The 20,514-nt window shown below is 62.4% G+C and carries 23 protein-coding genes; 6 read left to right on the top strand and 17 right to left on the bottom strand.

Features of this window, described 5'->3' with window-relative positions:
* Positions 1–20: 20 nt before the first annotated feature.
* The 5 genes from FJ942_RS17280 (at position 21) to FJ942_RS17260 (ending at position 3,003) form a co-directional block, all read left to right on the top strand.
* Complete coding sequence (locus tag FJ942_RS17280) at positions 21–161, top strand: DUF1127 domain-containing protein (RefSeq protein WP_013531315.1); 141 nt, start codon at positions 21–23, stop codon at positions 159–161.
* Between the two features lie 48 nt (positions 162–209).
* A complete protein-coding gene (locus FJ942_RS17275) occupies positions 210–350 on the top strand; it encodes a DUF1127 domain-containing protein (RefSeq protein WP_013531314.1) in 141 nt (46 codons plus the stop codon).
* A 571-nt stretch (positions 351–921) separates the two neighbouring features.
* Positions 922–2,331, top strand: coding sequence for a methylenetetrahydrofolate--tRNA-(uracil(54)-C(5))-methyltransferase (FADH(2)-oxidizing) TrmFO (gene trmFO / locus FJ942_RS17270; protein WP_140564091.1), 1,410 nt, complete (start codon positions 922–924; stop codon positions 2,329–2,331).
* A 64-nt stretch (positions 2,332–2,395) separates the two neighbouring features.
* Positions 2,396–2,638, top strand: a complete 243-nt coding sequence (locus tag FJ942_RS17265; RefSeq protein WP_140898346.1) for a type II toxin-antitoxin system ParD family antitoxin — start codon at positions 2,396–2,398, stop codon at positions 2,636–2,638.
* A gap of 32 nt (positions 2,639–2,670) precedes the next feature.
* Entirely contained in the window at positions 2,671–3,003 is a 333-nt protein-coding gene (locus FJ942_RS17260) for a type II toxin-antitoxin system RelE/ParE family toxin (protein ID WP_181169935.1), read from the top strand.
* Between the two features lie 17 nt (positions 3,004–3,020).
* Here the strand turns inward: FJ942_RS17260 and FJ942_RS17255 are convergent, their stop codons facing one another.
* The 6 genes from FJ942_RS17255 to yajC all read right to left on the bottom strand — a co-directional run bounded on the left by FJ942_RS17255 (position 3,021) and on the right by yajC (position 8,690).
* Complete coding sequence (locus FJ942_RS17255) at positions 3,021–3,971, bottom strand: sterol desaturase family protein (protein ID WP_181169933.1); 951 nt, start codon at positions 3,969–3,971, stop codon at positions 3,021–3,023.
* The gene (locus tag FJ942_RS17250; protein ID WP_140898342.1) at positions 3,971–4,405 is read right to left on the bottom strand and encodes a type II secretion system protein; all 435 of its coding nucleotides are present in this window, start codon (positions 4,403–4,405) and stop codon (positions 3,971–3,973) included. Before FJ942_RS17250 ends, FJ942_RS17255 begins: the two co-directional genes overlap by 1 nt.
* Before the next feature lie 82 nt (positions 4,406–4,487).
* Entirely contained in the window at positions 4,488–5,303 is an 816-nt protein-coding gene (locus FJ942_RS17245) for a phytoene/squalene synthase family protein (RefSeq protein WP_140561537.1), read from the bottom strand.
* Positions 5,304–5,328: 25 nt separating this feature from the next.
* On the bottom strand, positions 5,329–5,718 hold the full coding sequence (locus FJ942_RS17240; protein ID WP_140495776.1) for an Mth938-like domain-containing protein: 390 nt from the start codon (positions 5,716–5,718) through the stop codon (positions 5,329–5,331).
* A 29-nt stretch (positions 5,719–5,747) separates the two neighbouring features.
* Positions 5,748–8,300, bottom strand: a complete 2,553-nt coding sequence (secDF, locus tag FJ942_RS17235; RefSeq protein WP_140495775.1) for a protein translocase subunit SecDF — start codon at positions 8,298–8,300, stop codon at positions 5,748–5,750.
* 51 nt (positions 8,301–8,351) lie between these two features.
* Positions 8,352–8,690 carry a preprotein translocase subunit YajC gene (gene yajC / locus FJ942_RS17230; protein ID WP_140495773.1) on the bottom strand — a complete coding sequence of 113 codons (339 nt, stop codon included), beginning with the start codon at positions 8,688–8,690 and terminating at the stop codon, positions 8,352–8,354.
* A 287-nt stretch (positions 8,691–8,977) separates the two neighbouring features.
* Between yajC and FJ942_RS17225 the strand changes: the two genes are divergently transcribed.
* Positions 8,978–9,853, top strand: coding sequence for an ATP-binding protein (locus FJ942_RS17225; RefSeq protein ID WP_140561514.1), 876 nt, complete (start codon positions 8,978–8,980; stop codon positions 9,851–9,853).
* 84 nt (positions 9,854–9,937) lie between these two features.
* Here FJ942_RS17225 and FJ942_RS17220 read toward each other — a convergent pair whose 3' ends face one another.
* The 11 genes from FJ942_RS17220 to nagZ all read right to left on the bottom strand — a co-directional run bounded on the left by FJ942_RS17220 (position 9,938) and on the right by nagZ (position 20,450).
* Positions 9,938–10,243, bottom strand: coding sequence for a hypothetical protein (locus FJ942_RS17220; RefSeq protein ID WP_140521031.1), 306 nt, complete (start codon positions 10,241–10,243; stop codon positions 9,938–9,940).
* Between the two features lie 436 nt (positions 10,244–10,679).
* Positions 10,680–12,209 carry a LysM peptidoglycan-binding domain-containing M23 family metallopeptidase gene (locus FJ942_RS17215; RefSeq protein ID WP_140898340.1) on the bottom strand — a complete coding sequence of 510 codons (1,530 nt, stop codon included), beginning with the start codon at positions 12,207–12,209 and terminating at the stop codon, positions 10,680–10,682.
* Between the two features lie 177 nt (positions 12,210–12,386).
* On the bottom strand, positions 12,387–13,040 hold the full coding sequence (locus FJ942_RS17210; protein ID WP_140495769.1) for a protein-L-isoaspartate(D-aspartate) O-methyltransferase: 654 nt from the start codon (positions 13,038–13,040) through the stop codon (positions 12,387–12,389).
* On the bottom strand, positions 13,037–13,795 hold the full coding sequence (gene surE, locus FJ942_RS17205; RefSeq protein WP_140495768.1) for a 5'/3'-nucleotidase SurE: 759 nt from the start codon (positions 13,793–13,795) through the stop codon (positions 13,037–13,039). The genes FJ942_RS17210 and surE overlap by 4 nt, the downstream gene beginning before the upstream one ends.
* Complete coding sequence (gene serS / locus FJ942_RS17200) at positions 13,795–15,336, bottom strand: serine--tRNA ligase (RefSeq protein WP_140880584.1); 1,542 nt, start codon at positions 15,334–15,336, stop codon at positions 13,795–13,797. The genes surE and serS overlap by 1 nt, the downstream gene beginning before the upstream one ends.
* A gap of 374 nt (positions 15,337–15,710) precedes the next feature.
* Entirely contained in the window at positions 15,711–16,574 is an 864-nt protein-coding gene (gene tatC / locus FJ942_RS17195; protein WP_140495766.1) for a twin-arginine translocase subunit TatC, read from the bottom strand.
* Entirely contained in the window at positions 16,571–17,305 is a 735-nt protein-coding gene (gene tatB, locus FJ942_RS17190; RefSeq protein ID WP_140665128.1) for a Sec-independent protein translocase protein TatB, read from the bottom strand. The genes tatC and tatB overlap by 4 nt, the downstream gene beginning before the upstream one ends.
* Before the next feature lie 85 nt (positions 17,306–17,390).
* Positions 17,391–17,612, bottom strand: a complete 222-nt coding sequence (locus tag FJ942_RS17185; protein ID WP_015317533.1) for a twin-arginine translocase TatA/TatE family subunit — start codon at positions 17,610–17,612, stop codon at positions 17,391–17,393.
* A gap of 179 nt (positions 17,613–17,791) precedes the next feature.
* Positions 17,792–18,571: an SMC-Scp complex subunit ScpB gene (gene scpB, locus FJ942_RS17180; RefSeq protein ID WP_140521034.1), complete on the bottom strand. Its 780-nt coding sequence runs from the start codon at positions 18,569–18,571 to the stop codon at positions 17,792–17,794.
* Positions 18,568–19,371, bottom strand: coding sequence for a ScpA family protein (locus FJ942_RS17175; protein ID WP_140623496.1), 804 nt, complete (start codon positions 19,369–19,371; stop codon positions 18,568–18,570). Before FJ942_RS17175 ends, scpB begins: the two co-directional genes overlap by 4 nt.
* A 59-nt stretch (positions 19,372–19,430) precedes the next feature.
* The gene (nagZ, locus tag FJ942_RS17170) at positions 19,431–20,450 is read right to left on the bottom strand and encodes a beta-N-acetylhexosaminidase (RefSeq protein WP_140898338.1); all 1,020 of its coding nucleotides are present in this window, start codon (positions 20,448–20,450) and stop codon (positions 19,431–19,433) included.
* Positions 20,451–20,514: the final 64 nt, after the last annotated feature.

Genomic DNA, 20,514 nt, shown 5'->3' with positions numbered 1-20,514 from the left:
AAGACGAAACGAGAAATACCATGAACCTGATCCGCAACTACCGCAACTGGCGCCGCTACCGGGACACCGTTTCCGAGCTGAGCCGCCTGAGCAACCGTGAACTGACCGACCTCGGCATCAGCCGCAGCGACATTCCTTACGTCGCTCGCAAGGCGGTCTAATCCTTCGGACCGCGAATGGTCCGAACCAGTTTTGAGAAGAGCATGACAATGAACCTGATCCGCAACTATCGTAACTGGCGCGTTTATCGCGAGACGGTTACCGAGCTGGGTCGCCTTTCCAACCGCCAGCTGCATGATCTCGGCATCGTCCGCGACGAAATCAAGATCATCGCCCGCCAGGCGATCTAACAACGGAATTTCGCCAGGGTCGACCTCCTCCCCGATCCTGACGAATACGGTCACCCCTTACCTCCTCCCAAGGGTTGACCACCAAAACGGCGCCCGCCGCACCTCCTCCCGCGGCGGGCGTTGTTTCCCGGGAGCAAAACGAATTTTGCTCCAGAGGCTTCGCCCCTCTTCGAAATGGCGAAAAGAATTTCGTCAAAGCCGACCTCCTCCCCGGCGATGACGGATAGGCCCGACCTTCACCTCCTCCCGAAGGTTGGCCACCCAAACGGCGCCCGCCGCACCTCCTCCCGCGGCGGGCGTTGTTTCCCCGGAGCAAAACGAATTTTGCTCCAGAGGCTTCGCCCCTTTTCAAACGGCGAAAGGAATTTCGTCAAAGCCGACCTCCTCCCCGGCGATGACGAATACGGTCGGCCTTCACCTCCTCCCGAGGGTCGACCCCCAAAACGACACCCGCCGGACCTCCTCCCCCGGCGGGTGTTGTTGTTTTCAGGGCAGCCTTCGCCTTCGCCGCCGCGGCATGTTCCAGGTGCGGCAATTGCAATCGTCCCGCCAAGCGATTATTCCGGCGCTCATGAGCAAAAAACCTATTCACATCATCGGCGGTGGCCTCGCCGGATCCGAAGCAGCATGGCAGGCAGCCCAAGCCGGCGTTCCCGTTGTGCTGCACGAAATGCGGCCCGTTCGCGGCACAGAGGCGCACAAGACCGACGGCTTGGCCGAACTCGTTTGCTCCAATTCTTTCCGCTCCGACGACGCCGAGAACAACGCCGTCGGTCTTTTGCATGCCGAAATGCGGCTGGCCGGCTCGCTGATCATGAGCGCCGGTGACGCCAACCAGGTGCCAGCCGGCGGCGCGCTGGCCGTGGACCGCGACGGATTTTCCGACGCGGTGACGGCCAGGATCGAGGCCCATCCGCTGATCTCCATCCAGCGCGAGGAGGTTCCCGGCTTGCCGCCGGTCGAATGGGACCAGGCCATCATCGCCACCGGCCCGCTGACCGCGCCCTCGCTTGCCCAATCGATCGCCGAGGCAACCGGCGCCGATGCGCTCGCCTTCTTCGACGCCATCGCGCCGATCATTCATTTCGACACGATCGACATGGACACCTGCTGGTTCCAGTCGCGCTACGACAAGGTCGGGCCCGGCGGCACCGGCAAGGACTACATCAACTGCCCCATGGACAAGGACCAGTATCTTGCCTTCGTGCAGGCACTGGTGGACGGCCAGAAAACAGAATTCAAGCAATGGGAAGGCACGCCCTATTTCGACGGCTGCCTGCCGATCGAGATCATGGCCGAGCGTGGCGTCGAGACGCTGCGCTACGGGCCGATGAAGCCGATGGGCCTCACCAATGCGCACAATCCGACTGTCAAGGCCTACGCCGTCGTGCAACTGCGGCAGGACAATGCGCTGGGCACGCTCTACAACATGGTCGGCTTTCAGACCAAATTGAAGCATGCCGAGCAGGTGCGCATTTTCCGCACGATTCCTGGTCTGGAGAACGCCGAATTCGCCCGCCTCGGCGGCCTCCATCGCAACACCTACATCAACTCGCCGACCTTGCTCGACGCCTCGCTGCAGCTGAAGTCGCGCCCGGGCCTGCGTTTCGCCGGCCAGATCACCGGTTGCGAAGGCTATGTCGAAAGCGCCGCCATCGGCCTGCTCGCCGGCCGCTTCGCCGCTGCCGAGCGGCTCGGCCACGCGCCGTCGCTGCCGCCACTCACCACGGCGTTCGGAGCGCTGCTCAACCACATCACCGGCGGACACATCGTTTCAGACGACGAGCCGGGAAAGCGCTCTTTCCAGCCGATGAACGTCAATTTCGGCCTGTTCCCGCCTGTCGAGGCGGTGAAGATCGAAGGCAAACGCCTGCGCGGCAAGGACAAGACGGTCGCCAAGCGGCATGCGATCACGTCGCGTGCGCTGGGTGATTGCCGGCGATGGCTGGGACTGCCGGCGCAAGCTCAAGCGGCGGAATAGCCTTACTGACTGGCCTTGCCGCGGAAGTAGGATACTATCCCACTCGCCTAGTGGGAGTCATTGCATGGAAACAGCCGAGAAACTGTCCGTCACCGTCACGCCGGCCATGGCGCGCATGATCCGCGAAAAAGTCGAGGACGGTTCCTTCGGCTCGGCAAGCGAAGTCATTCGCGCCGCGCTCCGCGCTTTCCAGCGCGAAGAGGAAGAGCATGCCGAGCGCATGGCGTCGATCAGGGCGCGGGTAAAATCTTCGATTGAGGACACAAGGCCGAACCTTTCCGGAAAAGAGGTTCGCGAGCAGCTTTAAGAAATTCGCTGAACAATATTCGAGCCGCATTGATGATTCGGCGGCTTGAGGTCGAGTATCGCGAAAGTGCCAAAGACGATCTTACCAACATTTTCAGATACATAGTTGAGTCGGGCGGAAGCCCCAACGCGGCGCTGAGATTCGTGCTTCGAATTGAAGACCATTGTCAAAACATCGGCAACGCACCTCGTGGCGGTCGCCTGCGCGACGACATCGTGCCGGGACTGCGAACCGTTCCGTTCGAGCACTCCGCCGTCATAGCCTATCTAATCGAGAGCGACATCATTCGCATCGTCAACATCTTCTACAGTGGCCGCGACTACGAGACATTGATGCGAGATCGCGGATCGAGCGGCCTTTCCTAGAAAGGGCTACGAAATAGCTACTCGGCCGGCTCGGCACGCGCCGGTCGCAGCCCGGGCTTCCCGGCCTCACCCGGATTTCGCCTGACATAGGCTGCTTTCAGGCTCTCGGAAGTTTCGCGCGAGCCGTCATGGCTCCAGCCGGGCGGCTTGAACAGGTAGTTCAGGCGGTCGCTCAGGGTCAGATCAGGTGCGAAGGCATCCCTGAACATGCCGATCCATTCGTGGAAAGCCACTTTCAGCGGATTGAAGGTGCCAAGATTTTTCACGATGCCGTAGCGCGGGCGGTCCTCTTCCAACTCCTCGACGAAGGTGCCGAACATGCGGTCCCAGATGATCAACGTGCCGGCGTAGTTGGCGTCAAGGTAGCGCGGATTGGTGGCGTGGTGGACGCGGTGGTGCGAGGGCGTGTTGAAGACGAATTCGAACCAGCCCCACATCTTGCCGATCGTCTCGGTGTGGATCCAGAACTGCCAGATAAGGTTGAAGCCGAAGGTGAAGGCAATCACCGCCGGATGGAAGCCGAGCAGCACCAGCGGCGCCTGCAGCACGAACATGAAGGTGAACAGGCCCGTCCAGCTCTGCCTGAGTGCCGTCGACAGATTGTAGTGCTGGCTGGAATGGTGGTTGACGTGCTCGGCCCACACCCAGCGCACCCGATGCGCGATGCGGTGGTAGATGTAGTAGCGCAAATCATCGAGCAGGAAGGCCGCCAGGAACACCCAGATCGACAGGCCGAGGTTGAAGAAACGGAACTGCCAGAGCCACAGCAGCGCCCAGTAGGAGACGACGCCCAGTAGCAGCCCGGCGACGACATTGCCGGTGCCCATCATCAGGCTGGTCAGCGTGTCGTGCGTCTCGAACGAGCCCTTGGCCCGGCCGGTGCGCACCAGCCACAGCTCGATCAGGATGGCGGCAACGAAGAACGGGATGGCGAGCTGGGTAACCTGCGGGAAATTGTAATCGCCCATCACGCGGCCTCCTTGGTCGAACTAGGATGCTGCGGCTGAAGAACTCTTAGCACAGCGTGCGCGTCGGCAGCGTTAGCGAAGGTGACGTGACCGCCTTTCCAGGTGAAATCGGCAAGGCGCAGCGCAATCGTCCCGGCACCATCGTCACTCCGCGCCAATACATCGCGCGGCGTGACGATACGCGTCAGGAAACGATCTCCGATGGCATGGACGATGCCAAGGCGCCCTCGCCCGAGTTCCAGGAACGCGGTTCGGCCATCGGATGTGAGGTGGATGGCGGCCGCCGGTTCATCCGGAAAATCCTCGGCAAAACGTTCTCGCGCCTGCTCTGCATCGGCCAGCCTGGCCTTGCGGCTGCCGCCGGTGAAATGAACGGCGGCGACCGACAACGCGATGCCGAATACGACGATCACGACCAGCACGGGCAGGCTCATGGACAGGCATCTCCTCCAGCCGGCCTGTTGTCTTGGCAACAGTTCCCGGTTGAGCGATCCCTTAGCACAATTGACGTTTACGTCAAACTGCTGGCCAGCCCACCATGGCGCGACGCAGCATGAGCCAGTGGCGGCGCATGGTCGAGAGTCGCACCGTGCCGTCGAGCGGCGGACCGCGTTCCATTTTCGTCAGGTAGGCTCGTGACAGGACCAGTGGCAGAAAGGCCGGGCGCAGCGAAGCCGGCAAATCCGATGCGCCTTTCTCGAAGGCCGAGAGATGCTCCCGCGCCAGCGCGATCATGGCGGCGACGGCGCGCTGCGCACCTGGTCCACCATCGTCGGTGACGAATTCCTCCGGAGACGAACCCGCCGCGGCCAGGATATCGGCCGGAACAAAACACTGTCCGCGACTGCGGTGCAGCGGCAGCAGGAGCAACAGTCCCGTAATCGCCTGCGCGCAACCGGCCCTACCGGCCAGTTCGGCGAAACGTGGCGCCACTCCTGGATCCAGCACCATTGCCGCCAGTTGAATAAGCGCGGCTGCCGTTTCGCCGCAATAGCCTTCGAGATCGGTTCGCGACGGCATCGGGTCGTCATAGAGGTCGAATATCCGGGCCTCGAGCATATTCTCGAATGCCTGTTTCGGCAGGCCGTACCTGGAAATCGTCGCTTTCAGCGCATCCGCGATCGGATGGCCCGTCTCGGACCCTTCGGCTGCGATAACATCGCGCCACCATTGCAACCGCACCTCGCCCGGCAAGGCCTCGCGGATGCGATCCCGAATGCCCGCGATTTCGGCATTGAAGGCGTAGAGCGAAAACAGCGCTTCGCGCTTGTCCGTCGGCGCGTAGAGCGCGCTGAGATAGCGGTCATGGTCGGCAGCACGCACGGCGCCCATGACGATTTCGCCCTTTTGGTCCACGTCAGTCGACGGCGATCAGCGCGGCGGCTACCGCGCGATCCTCTGCGAGCAGGACATTATATGTCCGCACCGCTGCACCGGTCGCCATCGGGTCGGCGGCTATGCCCGCGGTCTTCAAGGCGGCGCGAAGCCCCGCCGGCAAGGGTCGTAAATCCTTGCCCGTGCCGACCAGCAGGATTTCGATCTTCTCGGCCTGGGCCAGCAGCCGTTCGAAATCCGCCACCGTCAGCGCAGATGGGTCCGCCGGCTCCCAGCCATGGATACCCGACGGCAGGCACAGAAGCGAACCGCGATGCGACATGTCGGCGAAGCGGAAGCCGCCATTGCCATACGCCTCGATAGGGGCGCGGCCGGGGAAATGCGCCTCGCGGATGACGATGCCTTTGGCCATCCCTGCCGATCCGCCCTTCGGGTCGCGCGTCAGGTCGCGACCGCCTTGCCGCCGCCGACCGGCTTTTCCTCGTCCGAACTCGTGGCCTGCGGCCGCAGCTTGAATAGGATCAGCAGCGGCGCGGCGATGAAGATCGACGAATAGGTGCCGAAGATGACGCCGAACAGCATTGCCATCGTGAACGAGCGGATCACCTCGCCGCCGAACAGCACCAGTGCCAGGAGCGCCAGGATCGTCGTCACCGAGGTCAGCGTCGTTCGCGACAGCGTCTCGTTGATGGCGTTGTTGAGGAGCTGCGGCAGCGGCATCTTCTTGTATTTCCTGAGATCCTCGCGAACGCGGTCATAGACCACGATCGTGTCGTTCAGCGAGTAGCCGATGATGGTCAGGATCGCCGCCAGCGACGATTGGTTGAACTCCAGCCCGGTTATAACGAAGAAGCCTATGGTCATGACCACGTCATGGACCGTCGCCACGATGGCGCCGACCGCGAACTGCCATTCGAAGCGGAACCAGACATAGATCAGGATACCCACCAGCGCGACCAGCATGGCGATCGTGCCTTGCTTGGCCAGTTCTCCTGACACGGTCGGTCCCACCACCTCGACGCGGCGGAAATCGTAATTGTCCTGCAACTCGCCACGAACCTTGTCGATGACGGTCTGCTCGGCATTCTCGCCGCCGTCCTGCGTGCCGACACGGATCAGCACGTCATTCGGCTCGCCGAACTGCTGCACCTGCACTTCGCCGATATTCAGTTCCGAGAGCCTGGCTCTGATGTCGGCAAGATCGGCATTGCCGCTCTTGGACTTCACCTCGATCAGCGATCCGCCCTTGAAATCGATGCCGTAATTGATGTCGACGGTCATGAACAGCACCACCGACAGGACCGACAGCAGGCTCGACAGCGCGAAGGTCCAGCGGCGGATGCCCATGAACGGGATCTTCGTGCCGGGCGGAATGAAGGTTACCGGCGCCCGCGGCAATTCCTTCGGGCGCGCGCGGCGCAGCCAGATGGACACCAGCAGCCGGGTAAAGGTGAAAGCGGTGAACACCGTGGTCAGGATGCCGATGGCGTAGGTGATGGCAAAGCCCTTCACCGGCCCCGTTCCGAGATAGAACAGCACCACGGTCGCGATCAGCGAGGTGACGTTGGAATCGACGATCGTCGCCAGCGCCTTCGAGAAGCCGGTGTCGATCGCCTGGATCACCGAGCGTCCGGCGCGCCGCTCCTCGCGGATGCGCTCATAAATCAGCACGTTGGAATCGACGGCCATGCCGATGGTCAGCACGATACCGGCAATGCCTGGCAAGGTCAGTGTCGCGCCAAGCAGCGATAGCAGTCCGACGATCATCGCCACGTGCACCGCCAGCGCGATGTTGGCGAGGAAGCCGAGGAAGCCGTAGGCGACGAACATGAAGGCGACGACAAGGATAGAGCCGATGATGCCGGCGACCTTGCCGGCATGGATCGAATCTTGGCCGAGGCCCGGACCCACCGTGCGCTCCTCGATCACGGTCAGCTTTGCCGGCAGCGCGCCTGCGCGCAGCAGGACCGCGAGGTCATTGGCGCTCTCGGCCGTGAAATTGCCTGAGATCTGGCCGCTGCCGCCCAGGATCGGCTCGCGGATCTGCGGTGCCGAAATCACCTGGTTGTCGAGGATGATGGCGAACAGCTTGCCGACATTCTGCGATGTCGCCTGCCCGAACCGTGTCGCGCCGCGCGAGTTGAAGGTGAAGGAAACCACCGGCTCGTTGGTCTGCGAGTTGTAGGTTGCGGTCGCTTTGGAGAGGTCTTCGCCGGAAACGATGACGCGGTTTTCGATCAGGTAGGGAACCGGCGGATCGTCCTGCGAATAGAGGATCGATGAACCGGCCGGCGGACGGCCCTTCAGCGCATCCTGCACCGGCATAGACTGGTCCACCATCTGGAAGGTCAGCTTGGCGGTCTGGCCGATGATTTCCTTCAGCCTTTGCGGGTCCTGCAAACCGGGCACCTGCACCAGGATGCGGTCATCGCCCTGCCGCTGCACGATCGGTTCGGTGGTGCCGAGTTCATTGACGCGGCGTTCGACGACTTCGATCGACTGTGCCAACGCAGCCGAGGTGCGATATTTTATGCCGGCGTCGGTGACGGTGAATTTGAGCAGGCCGGGTTCGGAATCATCCAGCGCCATCTCCTGGACGGACCCGCCGGTGAACAGGCTTGCGGCGACCGGATCGGTCAGCGGCTTCAGTGCCGTCTTGGCCGCATCGAGCTGGTTCGGGTCCTGTATGCGGACCTGTACGGTCCTGCCCGTGCCCGCCAGGCCGGTATAGCCGATCTTGGCCTCGCGCAGCAGCGTCCTGATCTCGTCACGCGTCGTCTCCAGCTGCGCCTTGACCAGATCGTTCTGATCCATCTGGAGCAGGATGTGCGAGCCGCCCTGCAGGTCGAGGCCGAGCGTCATCTGCCGCTTGGGCACCCAGCTCGGAAGCTGCGCCAGCGTGCTTGCGGGAATGAGATTGGGCGCAGCGAGGACCACTGTGGCGGCCACGGCCAGCCAGATCAGGATCATCTTGAAGCGCGAGAAATAAAGCATATAGCGTCGTCCGTCAGAGCGTGTCCGCGGATCGCTCCGCCTGGAATTTGGTTATTTCTTGGCGTTCTGGTTCGCCACCGGCTCACCCTTGACGCGCACGTCGGCGATCGTCGAGCGCAACGCCGTCACCTTCGTGCCGCCACCGAGGTCGATCTCGAGCTCATGGTCGTCGATCACCTTGGTTACCTTGCCGACGAAGCCGCCGCCGGTGACGACCGTGTCGCCGCGGCGCACGGCCGCCAGCATCTCGCCGCGCTTCTTCAGCTGCGTGCGCTGCGGCCGGATGATGAGAAAATACATGATCACGAAGATCAGGACGAACGGCAAAATGCTGATGAACATGTCGGGAGAAGCCCCAATGCCTTGGGCATATGCCGGTGTCACGAACATCGAGGTACTCCTGAATTTTGAAAACAGCCGCCAAACGGTTCAGTGGATTTGGCAGCCCCGCGAAATTTGGCCGGAATATAGTCGGTAAAGTTGCCAATGCAACTGCGTGGCCGGGCAAATCGGCTGCTTTTCCGGCCTGTTCGCCCGTGTTAGAGCATGACCGCGAAAAGCGCGAGCGGGTTTTCGCAAAAGATCGCGCTGTAACAAACGGTTGCAGCGAGTTTCGAAACTGTCGGGATCGAACCCGGCCACACCTTCCCTCGCGGAACCAGAGCAAAAGACCTGAGATGACCGATACCAGCATCGACGCATTGAACCAGAAACTCGACCGCCTGATCGAGGCGGTCAGCCGCCTCGCCCCGCCGCCTGTGCCCGAAACCGACCTTGGCGGAGCCGATTGCTTCGTCTGGCAGGCGGATCCGGGTTATCTGGAGCCGGTACGCAAGGTGAACCGCGTCGACATCGGCCTGATCCGCGGCGTCGACCGCGTGCGCGACATCCTCGTCGACAACACGGAGCGCTTCGCCTCCGGCTATGCCGCCAACAACGTGCTTTTGTGGGGCGCGCGCGGCATGGGCAAATCGTCGCTGGTCAAGGCCGTGCATGCCGCAATCAACGCCTCGCCGAAACTCGACCGCCCGCTCAAGCTGATAGAGATCCATCGGGAGGACATCGATACGCTGCCGAAGCTGATGACGCTGCTGAAGGCCGCGCCTTACCGCTTCATCCTGTTTTGCGACGACCTCTCCTTCGACCATGACGATACCTCCTACAAATCGTTGAAGGCAGCACTCGAAGGCGGCGTCGAAGGCCGCCCGGCCAATGTCATTTTCTACGCCACGTCGAACCGCCGCCATCTTCTGCCGCGAGACATGATCGACAATGAGCGCTCCACCGCCATCAATCCGTCCGAGGCGGTCGAGGAGAAGGTTTCGCTCTCCGATCGCTTCGGCTTGTGGCTCGGCTTCCACAAATGTTCGCAGGACGAATATCTCGAAATGGTCAACGGCTACGCCAGCCATCATGGGCTCGACATCGACCCCGGGCAGTTGCGCGCCGAGGCGCTGGAATGGGCGACGACACGCGGCAGCCGCTCGGGTCGCGTCGCCTGGCAGTTCACGCAGGACCTCGCAGGCCGGCTCGGCAAGCCGTTGAAGGATTAGGCGCGGCTCACCGAGTGACGGCAGGAGCCGGCCACAAAAGTTTCGTGGCCGACCCGTCCGGGGACGCCGGTTTCTATATCGTGTTCATTCCCGCACAGGCTTTATGCTTCCCAGAACCATGGGAATATCGGTTTGTATCCCGAGTGTATCGGTCGCCCAGGCCTGCATTTCTGGTGAAGCATCACCTGATTTCAGGATGGAAATGGCCAGCTCGGACATGTCTGTGGGCGGCTTGGTATTGATCACCGCATAGGAGAAATAGCCGGCCAAAGCGGCACTTGCGATCGAAATGACCGGCGCAACGATTAAAGCAGTTGCTCGTACATGCGATTGCCAGCGATGCGTTGGGCTGGCGGACGGAAGTTCATCCTCTTCGACAGATTCAATCATTCCACTCTCCTTGCAGAGCGTCGAGAATGACTTTCCTCTACATTAGTTAAAATGCAGATAAACCATTTTCGATAACGCGAGTCGCAATACGGCTCTTGCGCCGATCCCCGCCAAGGGAGCGACTGCGGCGCCGGAGACGTGGTGCGCACGACGGTTCCGGGCGCTGCTCAGGCGCCCGCCAATGGCAAACGTCTAGACTCCCAAAAGCTATTTGGCGTGATGTGTCCCCGCGCCATTAGCGCGGTTGAGGGCTGCTCTTTGGTTCAGCATGTCACTCAAAATTTGATCCTGGTTAGACATGCATGAAAACAACGACGTGCATCCAGCAACCAACTGAAAAAGCCCGCTCCTTGCGGGGCGGGCTGAGCCGGCGGGCCGGACTGGAGGTCAGGCGGCCCGCAAATCGCTTTTTTTATTCTATTCGAAATAGCCCCGACTATTCGAGATAGCCGGAGGGATCGACCGGGGCCGAGTTCTTGCGCACTTCGAAGTGCAGCTTCGGCGAGTCCGTCGTGCCGCTCATGCCCGACAGCGCGATCTCCTGGCCGCGCTTGACCTTCTGGCCGCGCTGGACCTCGATCGAGCTGGCGTGACCGTAGACGGTGACTAGGCCATTCTCGTGCCGCACCAGCACCGTATTGCCGAATTCCTTGAGGCCGTCGCCGGCATAGATGACGACGCCATTCTCGGCCGCCTTGACCGGCGTGCCTGCCGGCACGGCGATGTCGACGCCGTCCTTGCCGGAACCGAAGCCGGAAATGACGCGGCCGCGCACCGGCCAGCGCATCTTGCCTATGCCGGTGGCGTCCGGCGCCACAGCGTCGTCATCCTCGGCCTGCTGGATGACCTTGGCGTCTTTCTTCGGCGGCGTGTAGGAAGCCAGCGTTTGCGACGGCGTCGTCTTGGCCGTCGGCTGCGTCGTGGCTGTCGTCACCGGGTCTACCGCCGCAGGCTTTGCGGCGGCCACCGTGGCCGTTCCGCCGGCCGGCACCTTCAGCGTCTGGCCGATCTTCAGCAAGCCGTCCTGCATGCCGTTCGCCTGCTTGATGGCGACAACCCCGACGCCAGTCTTCCTGGCGATCGAGGAAAGCGTATCGCCCGACTGCACCGTATAGGTACCGGCGCCGGCCTTGGGCGCGGCGGCGGCCGTTTGCGGCGCGGGCTTGCTGTCTTTGGGCTTGTTCGCCGCGGCCGAAGCATCGACCTGCGCGGCTGACTTGCCCTCCTTGAGCTTCGGCTGCTGCGGCAGCACGGCGACCTTTTCCGGCGCGGTGGCCGGCAAGTCGCGCTTGCCGTTGGCTGGCTTGGCGTCGGCAACCCTGGGCTCGGCCTTGCTGGAATAGGCGTAGGCCGGAATGATGATCTTCTGGCCGGTCTTCAGCCCCTTGGTCGCGCTCAGCCCGTTGACCTTCATGATCACGTCGGCCGGCACCTTGTAGTGCTGCGCCAGCCCGGAGATCGTTTCACCGTCCCTGACGACGATTTCGGTGGCATGCGCCGTGCCGGCTGCCTTGGCGTCGGGCTGGGCATCCTTGAAGGGCTTGGCCGCGGGAGCAACCGTGCCGGTCGCCGTCCGGTCGACATGCGGTGCCGGGCGCACCAGAGCGGGCGCCGATGCAACACGCACCGGATTGGCGGCGGGTGCCAGCGCGGGAGCGGGCTGCGCCTGGGCGACCGGTGGCGGCAGCGGCCGCGTCGACACCGGTTCGAGGCTGGAGCGGCTGACCGACTGCGTGTGGCTGCCATCGACCGGCGCGGCCGCGACATCCCCCGGATAGGGCTGCTGCACGGCATCCTGCTTGTTGATGATGGCGCGCTGATTGTTAGTCGAGGAGGTGAAGACGTCGTCGACGCCGTTGAACCGCGACACTTGCGAGCTGCACCCAGCCGCGGCACCCGCGATCATGAGAACAGCGCAGCCCCGCGCCAAATTGCGACTGTTTGCCTTCAAAACACTGAGTTGCATCGCACTAACCCGCACAAACTCTGCACCAACTGGACAGGATTAAAGCGCGTTAATGTTACTGGTCGGTTAACCCCTTAGAATCAGACGCAAAATTTCTTAAAATATTTGAGGCCGCCCAGACTGCCCATATAGAGGCACGCGCAGCCGCCGTTGCAGGCCGGCTGACATGGACAATCCCTAGATAACGGCCGCCAGGCTGCGCAACACCGGCTGCAGGCGCACGAGGCCGATATCCTCGCGCTCGAAACGGCTGCCGACCTTGGTGAGCTTGGCCAGCACCTGCTCGCCCTCCTCCGGTCCGATCGGCGCGATCACGATGCCGCCGCTCGACAACTGGTCGAGCAGGAAACGCGGCAGGCTGTCGAAGGCGGCCCAGGCGACGATCCGGTCGAACGGGCCTTCTGCGGCCAAACCGGAGGAACCATCCACCTGGCGCGCGATGACGTTGCCGATGCCGAGCGCCTCGAAGCGCTGCCGCGCCTGTTCGACCAGCGTCTTGTAGCGGTCGATGGTGACAACCCGGCCTGACAGGCGCGACATCACCGCTGCCGTATAACCGGAGCCGGTACCGATCTCGAGCACGCGATTCCCGACTTCGATGGCGAGTGCGGCGATCACCGCCGCCTGCATGTCCGCGCCCTCGATCGCTTCGCCGCATTCGATCGGCAGCATGCGGTCCGACCAGGCGATGGAATGGAATTGGGCGGCCAGGAAGCCGCGCCGCGGTGTCGCCTCGAAGGCCGCGATCAGCGCCTTCGGCACGGTCCCCCTGCCGCGCAGGCGCAGCAGGAAGGCGGCAAATCCTTCTCGGTCATCGATCGGCAGGTTCATGCAAGGGCCTTGCTCAGCTGGTCACGAATCTCATGCGCTGTGAGGTCGAGCTGCAACGGCGTCACCGACACCAGGCGATTGCGCAGCGCAAAAAGGTCGGTGCCCTGCTTGCCCTCGACGGGTTCGCGGCCGAAGCGCAGCCAGTAGTACGGCAGCCCGCGCCCGTCGCGGCGTTCCTCGACCCACAGGCTGTGTACGAGCTTGCCCTGCGAGGTGACCACCGTGCCGGCGACCTCTTCAGGCAGGCAGTTCGGAAAATTGACGTTGAGCAGCACGCCGTCCGGCAGCGGCGTCGCGACGAGTTTCTTGAGCAGCGCCGGCGCCAGCGCCTCGGTGGTCTCGTAGGGAACGACGCGGTCCTCGCCGATAGTGCTGTAGCCCTGGCTGAGCGCGATCGAGCGTATGCCGAGCAACGCGCCCTCCATCGCGCCGGCGACGGTTCCCGAATAGGTGACGTCGTCAGCGATGTTGGCGCCGGAATTGATGCCCGACAGGATCAGGTCGGGCGCGCCGGGCAGAATCTTCTTCACGCCCATGATGACGCAGTCGGTCGGCGTGCCGCGCACGGCAAAGTGCTTCTCGCCGATTTTCCTCAGCCGCAGCGGCTCCGAGATCGACAGCGAGTGCGCATAGCCGGACTGGTCCTGCTCCGGCGCCACCACCCAGACATCATCGGACAATGTGCGCGCGACGCGCTCGAGCGACGCCAGGCCCTCGGCATGAATGCCGTCGTCATTGGTCAGGAGAATACGCATTATTTCGATTCGATCTTTTCCAGCCCGCCCATATAAGGCCGCAGCACTTCAGGAATGGTTACGCTGCCATCCTCGTTCTGGTAGTTTTCGATGACGGCGATAAGTGCGCGCCCGACAGCCGTGCCTGAGCCGTTCAGCGTATGGACGAAGCGGTTGCCCTTGCCGTCTTTGTCCTTGTAGCGGGCTTCCATGCGCCTGGCCTGGAAATCGCCGCAGACAGAGCAGGACGAGATTTCGCGATAGGCGTTCTGGCCGGGCAGCCACACCTCGATGTCATAGGTTTTTCGCGCGCCAAAACCCATGTCCCCGGTGCACAGCACCATGGTGCGGAACGGCAATTCGAGCCGCTTCAGCACTTCCTCGGCACACTCGGTCATCCGCTCATGCTCGGCGAGCGAGGACTCCTGATCGGTGATCGACACCAGCTCGACCTTGTAGAACTGGTGCTGGCGCAGCATGCCGCGCGTGTCGCGCCCTGCCGAGCCGGCCTCCGAGCGGAAGCACGGCGTCAGCGCGGTGTAGCGCAGCGGCAGTTTCTCATGGGCGGTGATTTCCTCGCGCACGAGGTTGGTGAGCGGCACTTCGGCGGTGGGGATCAGGAATTGTTCAGAAACCCCGGATGAAGATATCCGGCTAAGCACCTCGTCGTATGAGCCGCCTCGCTGTTGGATCATATCCAAAATATCTCGAGTACGTTCGAGATTGGATGTGATATCGGATCTAAATTTATCCCTTTCTGCATCGGCTATGTACGGAATAGCAGCAACAGAAATCCCCTGAAGAAGAGAAATATTACTGGCTAAATCTCTATATATCTTTGTGGAACTCAGTTCCAATCTGAGGTTTTGGAAATCGTTTGCTATCTGATATAAGTCTTCTTTGAATTTAGGTAACTGCCCAGTACCAAACATGACATCTGAGTTCACCATCAGCGGCGGGATGACTTCCTCATAGCCATGCTCGGTCGTGTGCAGGTCGAGCATGAACTGGCCGATGGCGCGTTCCATCCGCGCCAGCCCGCTCTTCAGCACGGTGAAGCGCGAGCCGGAAAGTTTCGCGGCGCGCTCGAAATCCATCATGCCGAGCGCTTCGCCGATCTCGAAATGCTCCTTCACCCAGTTCGGGCGGGTAGGCACCTTGCCGACGATATGCTTGACCACATTGTCGTGCTCGTCCTTGCCGACCGGCACATCGTCGAGCGGCACGTTGGGCAACACCGCCAGCGCGTCGTTCAGCGCCTTGTCGAGCTCGCGTTCGCGCGCCTCGCCATTCTGGATGAAGGTTTTTATCTCGCCCACTTCGGCTTTCAGTTTTTCGGCAAGGGCCGCATCGCCCGAGCGCATGGCGTTGCCGATCTCTTTCGAGGCGGCATTGCGGCGTTCCTGCTTGGTCTGCAGCTCGGTGACATGTTCGCGCCGCGCCTCGTCCCTGGCGATCAGGTCGTCGACGGTGGACTGCGCTTCCTCGACCGACCACGAGCGCTTGACCAGCGCCTCGACAAGGGCCTTCGGGTTGTCGCGAATCCATTTGATGTCAAGCATGGTCTGAAAGCTCCTGCGGTAGCTTGCCGCCAAAGGCGCGGCGGTTTGCGCTACGATATGCTCAAGAATATAGCCTGAAACGCATCGTCGGTTTCGCGATGCGTTTCAGGCCAGAGGGGGTAAACCGCATCTCTGATCGATGCAAGATCGGGCTTGCTGACGGCAGGGGCCGCGAGCCCGCTTTCGAGTGGTGAGGGATAGCGCGACAGTCCAGAAATAAAAAACCCGCCTCGGCGGCGGGTCGTTGGCGCAAATCAGCACCATAACCGAATATGTACCATAGCGGCGGGCACCAAGTCAAGAAAAAATTCCTATCGGCACCGGGCCGCGCACCGATTCCGAGGCCGGCAGCCCGCAGGGGCGACGCGCCTGCCCTATGTGGAGGATGCGTCTGCCGGCTTTTCCGCCACCTCTTCCTCGGATTGCTGCTTCTCCCGCGCCAGGCGCTCGCGCTCCTGGCTGCGTTCGATCATCCGCGCCGACCAGATGGCGACCTCGTAGAGCAGGATGGTCGGGATGGCGAGGCCGATCTGGCTCATCGGGTCGGGCGGCGTCAGCACCGCCGCGACGACGAAGGCGATGACGATCGCCCATTTGCGCTTCTCGGCCAGCGCCTTGGATGACAGCATGCCGACGCGCGTCATCAGGCTGGTCACCACCGGCAGTTGGAATACCAGGCCGAAGGAGAAGATCAGCGTCATGATCAGGCTGAGATATTCCGACACCTTCGGCAGCAGCGAAATCTGCACCTGGTCGTTGGTGCCCGATTGCTGCATGGCGAGGAAAAACCACATCACCATCGGCGTGAAGAAGAAATAGACCAGCGAGGCGCCCATCAGGAACAGGATTGGCGACGCGATCAGGAACGGCAGGAAGGCGTTGCGTTCGTTCTTGTAGAGGCCGGGCGCGATGAACTTGTAGATCTGCGTGGCGATCAGCGGAAAGGCGATCACCATGCCGCCGAACATGGCGAGCTTGACCTGCGTGAAGAAGAATTCCTGCGGCGCGGTATAGATCAGCTCGACCTTGTGCGGGTCGAGCCCCGCCCATTGCGTCGCCCATTTGAATGGCACGACAAGTAGGTTGAACAGCTTCTTGGCGAAGAAGAAGCAGACCAGGAACGCGGCGAAGAAGCCGCCGAGCGACCAGATCAGCCGGCGGCGCAACTCGATGAGATGCTCCATCAGCGGCGCCGAGGATTTCTCGATCTCGTCCTTTTCCTTGTCCGAAACGCTCACTTGGCGGCTCCCGCCGTCTTTTTGGCCACTGGCTTCTTCGCTGGAGCCGGTTTCGCCTCGGCCTTGGTCGTCGCCGCCTTGGCTGCTGCCGGTTTGGCATCCTTTGACGCCGCCACGGGCTTCGCCGGCGCTTTGGGTGCTGGCGCGGGTTTGGCGGTCGCCGCTTTCGCAGGCGTGGAAGCTTTCGCGCCGTTCGCCGAAGCCTTGGCGGGCTTGGCCGCTTTCCCTGCCGCGGGTGCCTTTGGCGTCAGCTCTGTCGGCGCTGAGGACGCCACTACCGATTCATCGGTCATGACCGGGAAGATCGGCGCGGCCGGCGCGGTATCGGGTTCATTGGCCCCCGGCATGGTGGTCGCGCCGTTCTTCAACGGTTCGGCCGCCTGCGATACCGAGCCGGCGGGCGCTGCCGTATCGACGGCCGGCTTCGGCTTCATCGCCGCGTCGACGCCGGAACGCACATCGGCGGCCGCCTGCTCGAACGGATTGAGCTGTTTCCTGATCTCGGCAACCGGGCTGAGCCCCCTTAGCTCGTCGACCGACTTCTTGACGTCGTCGAGCTCCGCTTCCTTTAGCGCCTCGTTGAACTGCTTCTGGAAATCGGCCGCCATGGCACGCAGCTTCGCCGTCGTGCGGCCGAAGGTGCGCAGCATGTTGGGCAAATCCTTCGGCCCGACGACCACGATCATAACGATCGCGATCACCAGCATTTCGGTCCAGCCGACTTCAAACATGGCTATCCGTTCCGACTAATGCATGCCGCCCAAAAGTGCGAAGCGGTTCTGGGACAACGACACGCACAAAGCAACAACCCTTGGCTCAGCTCTTGCTGGCCTTTTCCTTCGCTGCCGAAACGGTTTCGTCGGCGCGATGTTCGACGGTACGCTTGTCGTCGGCAACGTCGTCGTCGGCCATGCCCTTCTTGAAGCTCTTGATACCCTTGGCCATGTCGCCCATCAGCTCGGGTATCTTGCCGCGGCCGAACACCAGAAGCACGATGACCAGCACGATCATCCAGTGCCAAATCGAAAATGAACCCATAGCAACTCTCTCTCGAATGGTTTCCCTGGCGATGATCTATGCGTTTTCGCGTTGGGATTCAAACACAACCGCGACAGAGTTTATGAAAGGGTGTCGGATGTCACGCATTTTCGGCGATGCGGTCCGCTACCAATCGGTGCATCTAGCCCGGGAAAGCCTCCAGGAACAGGGGCTTGTGGTCAATCTTCCGTGACGCGCGGCGTCAGCAGGCCGAGTTCCTCGAGATCGATATCGGTCAGCGGATCCTCGTCCTCGGTCAGTACATCCGGGTCCGCCGGCGGCTGCGGAATGGAGAAATTCGAAGGCATGCGGCCCGAAAGCAGGCCGGCACCCTTCAACTCCTCCATGCCGGGGAGATCGCGGATTTCCTCCAGCGCGAAATGGTCGAGGAAGGTTTCGGTGGTGCCATAGGTCACGGGACGGCCGGGCGTTTTGCGCCTGCCGCGCATGCGTACCCATTCCGTCTCCAAGAGCGTATCCAGCGTGCCCTTCGAGGTTTCGACGCCTCTGATGTCCTCGATCTCGGCGCGCGTCACCGGCTGGTGATAGGCAATGATCGCCAGAACTTCGAGCGCCGCGCGCGACAGCTTGCGCTGCTGGACGGTGTCGCGGCTCATCAGGAAGGCGAGATCGCCGGCGGTGCGAAACGCCCAGGCATCGCCGACCCGCACCAGGTTGACGCCGCGCCGCGCATAGATCTGCTGCAGCTCGGCCATCGCGAGCGCGATGTTGATGCCATCGGGAAGGCGCGCGGCCAACTGCTTTTCGCTGACGGGCTCGGCACTGGCGAAAACGATCGCCTCGGCCATGCGCACCGCCTCCGCCATATGCAGCCGCTCGGCGGGATTCTGCGCCGGATTCTGGGCCGGATTCTGAACCGAAGCCTGGTCGATCTCGCCCTCCTCCGGTTCGTTGTCCATCTTGAACGGGACAACCGAAGCGTTGGCGCGTTCGCTCATGATGCCACCTCGACTGCCTTGATTGCCTGTGCGCGGTGGTCGCGCAGATAGATCGGCGCGAACACCTCGTCCTGCCGCACATCCATCTTGCCCTCGCGCACGAGTTCCAGTGTCGCCGCGAACGAGCTGGCGATCGCGGTGCGCCGCTCTTCCGGGCTGGACAGATATCGGACGAGAAAACTGTCGAGCGCCGTCCAGTCCTGCAGCGAGCCGATCAGCCTTGTCAGGATATCGCGGGCGTCCTTGAGCGACCAGACGCCGCGCCTGGCGATCGTGACATTGGTGATTGCCTGCTTCTGCCGCTGCTGGGCATAGGCGGTGAGCAGATCGTAGAGCGACGCCGAATAGGCGTTGCGCTTCTCGATGATCACCATTTCCGGCATGCCGCGCGCGAACACGTCGCGGCCGAGCCGGTTCCGGTTGACCAGCCGCGCCGATGCATCGCGCATGGCTTCCAGCCGCTTGAGCCGGAATTGCAGCACCGCCGCCAGTTCCTCGCCGCTTTCGCCTTCCTCGCCCGGCTGCTTCGGGATCAAAAGCTTCGATTTGAGGAAGGCGAGCCACGCCGCCATCACCAGATAATCCGCGGCGAGCTCAAGTCTCAGTGCCCTCGCCGTCTCGACGAAGGCCAAATACTGCTCGGCCAGCGCCAGGATGGAGATGCGCGCGAGATCGACCTTCTGGTTGCGGGCAAGATGCAGCAGAAGATCGAGCGGGCCTTCGAATCCTGCGACGTCGACGACCAGCGACGGATCGCCGGTCAGCCGGGTATCATCGCTTTCGGCCCACAGGCGGTCCATCGGTGCGGCCTTCCCGGCCTTGCTTTCCAATGCTTCCGCCACGTCCCGTTCTTCCTCTGTCAGGCCACCGCATCGAAATAGGTGGCGAATTCGGCGCGTATCTCGGTTTCTTCAGCCGCGTCGCGTTTTTCTATATAGGTCATTGCCCGGTTTGCGCGCTCAAGCGACTTGCCCTCAAGCCCTTTGGTTCGCGATGCGATGCCCGCCATCTCCTCGAAAACGCCGTTGCAGTGAAGGACCAGATCGCAGCCGGCCGCAAGGATCGAGGCCGCCTTTGTCGGGAAATCCCCAGAAAGTGCCTTCATCGAGGTGTCGTCGCTCATCAGCAGCCCATCGAAGCCGATCTCGCGGCGAATGATCTCGTCGATGATCTTGCCGGAGGTGGTTGCCGGGTTTTTCGGGTCGATCGCGCTGTAGACGACATGCGCGGTCATGGCCATCGGCAGGTGGTTGAGTTCCCTGAACGGCGCAAAATCGTGCCGCTGCAGCTCGCTCATCGAAGCGTCGACGACAGGCAGTTCGAAATGCGTGTCCGCGAAAGCCCGGCCATGGCCGGGAATATGCTTCATGACCGGCAGCACGCCGCCAGACATCAGGCCTTCCGCCGCGGCGCGACCGAGTTCGATGACCGGGCGCGGCTCCTTGCCATAGGCGCGCGCGCCGATGACGTCGCTCGCCCCTTCGATCGGCACGTCGAGCACCGGCAGGCAATCCGCCGTGATGCCGTAGCGCAGAAGGTCGAAAGCGTGCAGCCGCGCCATCAGCCAGGCGGCGCGGCCTCCGGCGTCATGGTCGTCGCGCCACAGCGCACCGAGCGCGCCGCCGGCTGGATAGTTCGGCGCCAGCGGCGGCCGCAGCCGCTGCACCCTGCCGCCTTCCTGGTCGATGAACACCAGCGCGTCCGGCCGTCCGATGCAGTCGCGCATCTCGGCGACCAGATCGCGGATCTGCTCGGTCTCGCTGATGTTGCGGGCAAACAGGATGAAGGCCCACGGGCATTCATTGCGATAGAAACTGATTTCTTCGCGGGTGAGCGATTTCCCGGCACAGCCGAGGATCATGGATTTTGATTCGGTCATGCCGACGAGTCTAGAATCTTCCGCGGCCAAAGGGAATCACGTCGAAAAGTGCAAAAAGAAAACG

This window comes from Mesorhizobium sp. B2-4-2 (assembly GCF_006442845.1).
Taxonomy (GTDB): Bacteria; Pseudomonadota; Alphaproteobacteria; order Rhizobiales; family Rhizobiaceae; genus Mesorhizobium.
The sequence above is the reverse complement of the archived record's forward strand: the minus strand, read 5'-3'. Positions and strand labels throughout refer to the sequence as shown.

What these genes read in the sequence shown, in the direction of transcription:
- FJ942_RS17280 (WP_013531315.1), top strand. Translation starts at nt 21, where the DNA reads ATGAACCTGATCCGCAACTACCGCAACTGGCGCCGCTACCGGGACACC.
- FJ942_RS17275 (WP_013531314.1), top strand. Translation starts at nt 210, where the DNA reads ATGAACCTGATCCGCAACTATCGTAACTGGCGCGTTTATCGCGAGACG.
- trmFO (WP_140564091.1), top strand. Translation starts at nt 922, where the DNA reads ATGAGCAAAAAACCTATTCACATCATCGGCGGTGGCCTCGCCGGATCC.
- FJ942_RS17265 (WP_140898346.1), top strand. Translation starts at nt 2,396, where the DNA reads ATGGAAACAGCCGAGAAACTGTCCGTCACCGTCACGCCGGCCATGGCG.
- FJ942_RS17260 (WP_181169935.1), top strand. Translation starts at nt 2,671, where the DNA reads ATGATTCGGCGGCTTGAGGTCGAGTATCGCGAAAGTGCCAAAGACGAT.
- FJ942_RS17255 (WP_181169933.1), bottom strand. Translation starts at nt 3,971, where the DNA reads ATGGGCGATTACAATTTCCCGCAGGTTACCCAGCTCGCCATCCCGTTC.
- FJ942_RS17250 (WP_140898342.1), bottom strand. Translation starts at nt 4,405, where the DNA reads ATGAGCCTGCCCGTGCTGGTCGTGATCGTCGTATTCGGCATCGCGTTG.
- FJ942_RS17245 (WP_140561537.1), bottom strand. Translation starts at nt 5,303, where the DNA reads ATGGGCGCCGTGCGTGCTGCCGACCATGACCGCTATCTCAGCGCGCTC.
- FJ942_RS17240 (WP_140495776.1), bottom strand. Translation starts at nt 5,718, where the DNA reads ATGGCCAAAGGCATCGTCATCCGCGAGGCGCATTTCCCCGGCCGCGCC.
- secDF (WP_140495775.1), bottom strand. Translation starts at nt 8,300, where the DNA reads ATGCTTTATTTCTCGCGCTTCAAGATGATCCTGATCTGGCTGGCCGTG.
- yajC (WP_140495773.1), bottom strand. Translation starts at nt 8,690, where the DNA reads ATGTTCGTGACACCGGCATATGCCCAAGGCATTGGGGCTTCTCCCGAC.
- FJ942_RS17225 (WP_140561514.1), top strand. Translation starts at nt 8,978, where the DNA reads ATGACCGATACCAGCATCGACGCATTGAACCAGAAACTCGACCGCCTG.
- FJ942_RS17220 (WP_140521031.1), bottom strand. Translation starts at nt 10,243, where the DNA reads ATGATTGAATCTGTCGAAGAGGATGAACTTCCGTCCGCCAGCCCAACG.
- FJ942_RS17215 (WP_140898340.1), bottom strand. Translation starts at nt 12,209, where the DNA reads ATGCAACTCAGTGTTTTGAAGGCAAACAGTCGCAATTTGGCGCGGGGC.
- FJ942_RS17210 (WP_140495769.1), bottom strand. Translation starts at nt 13,040, where the DNA reads ATGAACCTGCCGATCGATGACCGAGAAGGATTTGCCGCCTTCCTGCTG.
- surE (WP_140495768.1), bottom strand. Translation starts at nt 13,795, where the DNA reads ATGCGTATTCTCCTGACCAATGACGACGGCATTCATGCCGAGGGCCTG.
- serS (WP_140880584.1), bottom strand. Translation starts at nt 15,336, where the DNA reads ATGCTTGACATCAAATGGATTCGCGACAACCCGAAGGCCCTTGTCGAG.
- tatB (WP_140665128.1), bottom strand. Translation starts at nt 17,305, where the DNA reads ATGTTTGAAGTCGGCTGGACCGAAATGCTGGTGATCGCGATCGTTATG.
- FJ942_RS17185 (WP_015317533.1), bottom strand. Translation starts at nt 17,612, where the DNA reads ATGGGTTCATTTTCGATTTGGCACTGGATGATCGTGCTGGTCATCGTG.
- scpB (WP_140521034.1), bottom strand. Translation starts at nt 18,571, where the DNA reads ATGAGCGAACGCGCCAACGCTTCGGTTGTCCCGTTCAAGATGGACAAC.
- FJ942_RS17175 (WP_140623496.1), bottom strand. Translation starts at nt 19,371, where the DNA reads ATGGACCGCCTGTGGGCCGAAAGCGATGATACCCGGCTGACCGGCGAT.
- nagZ (WP_140898338.1), bottom strand. Translation starts at nt 20,450, where the DNA reads ATGACCGAATCAAAATCCATGATCCTCGGCTGTGCCGGGAAATCGCTC.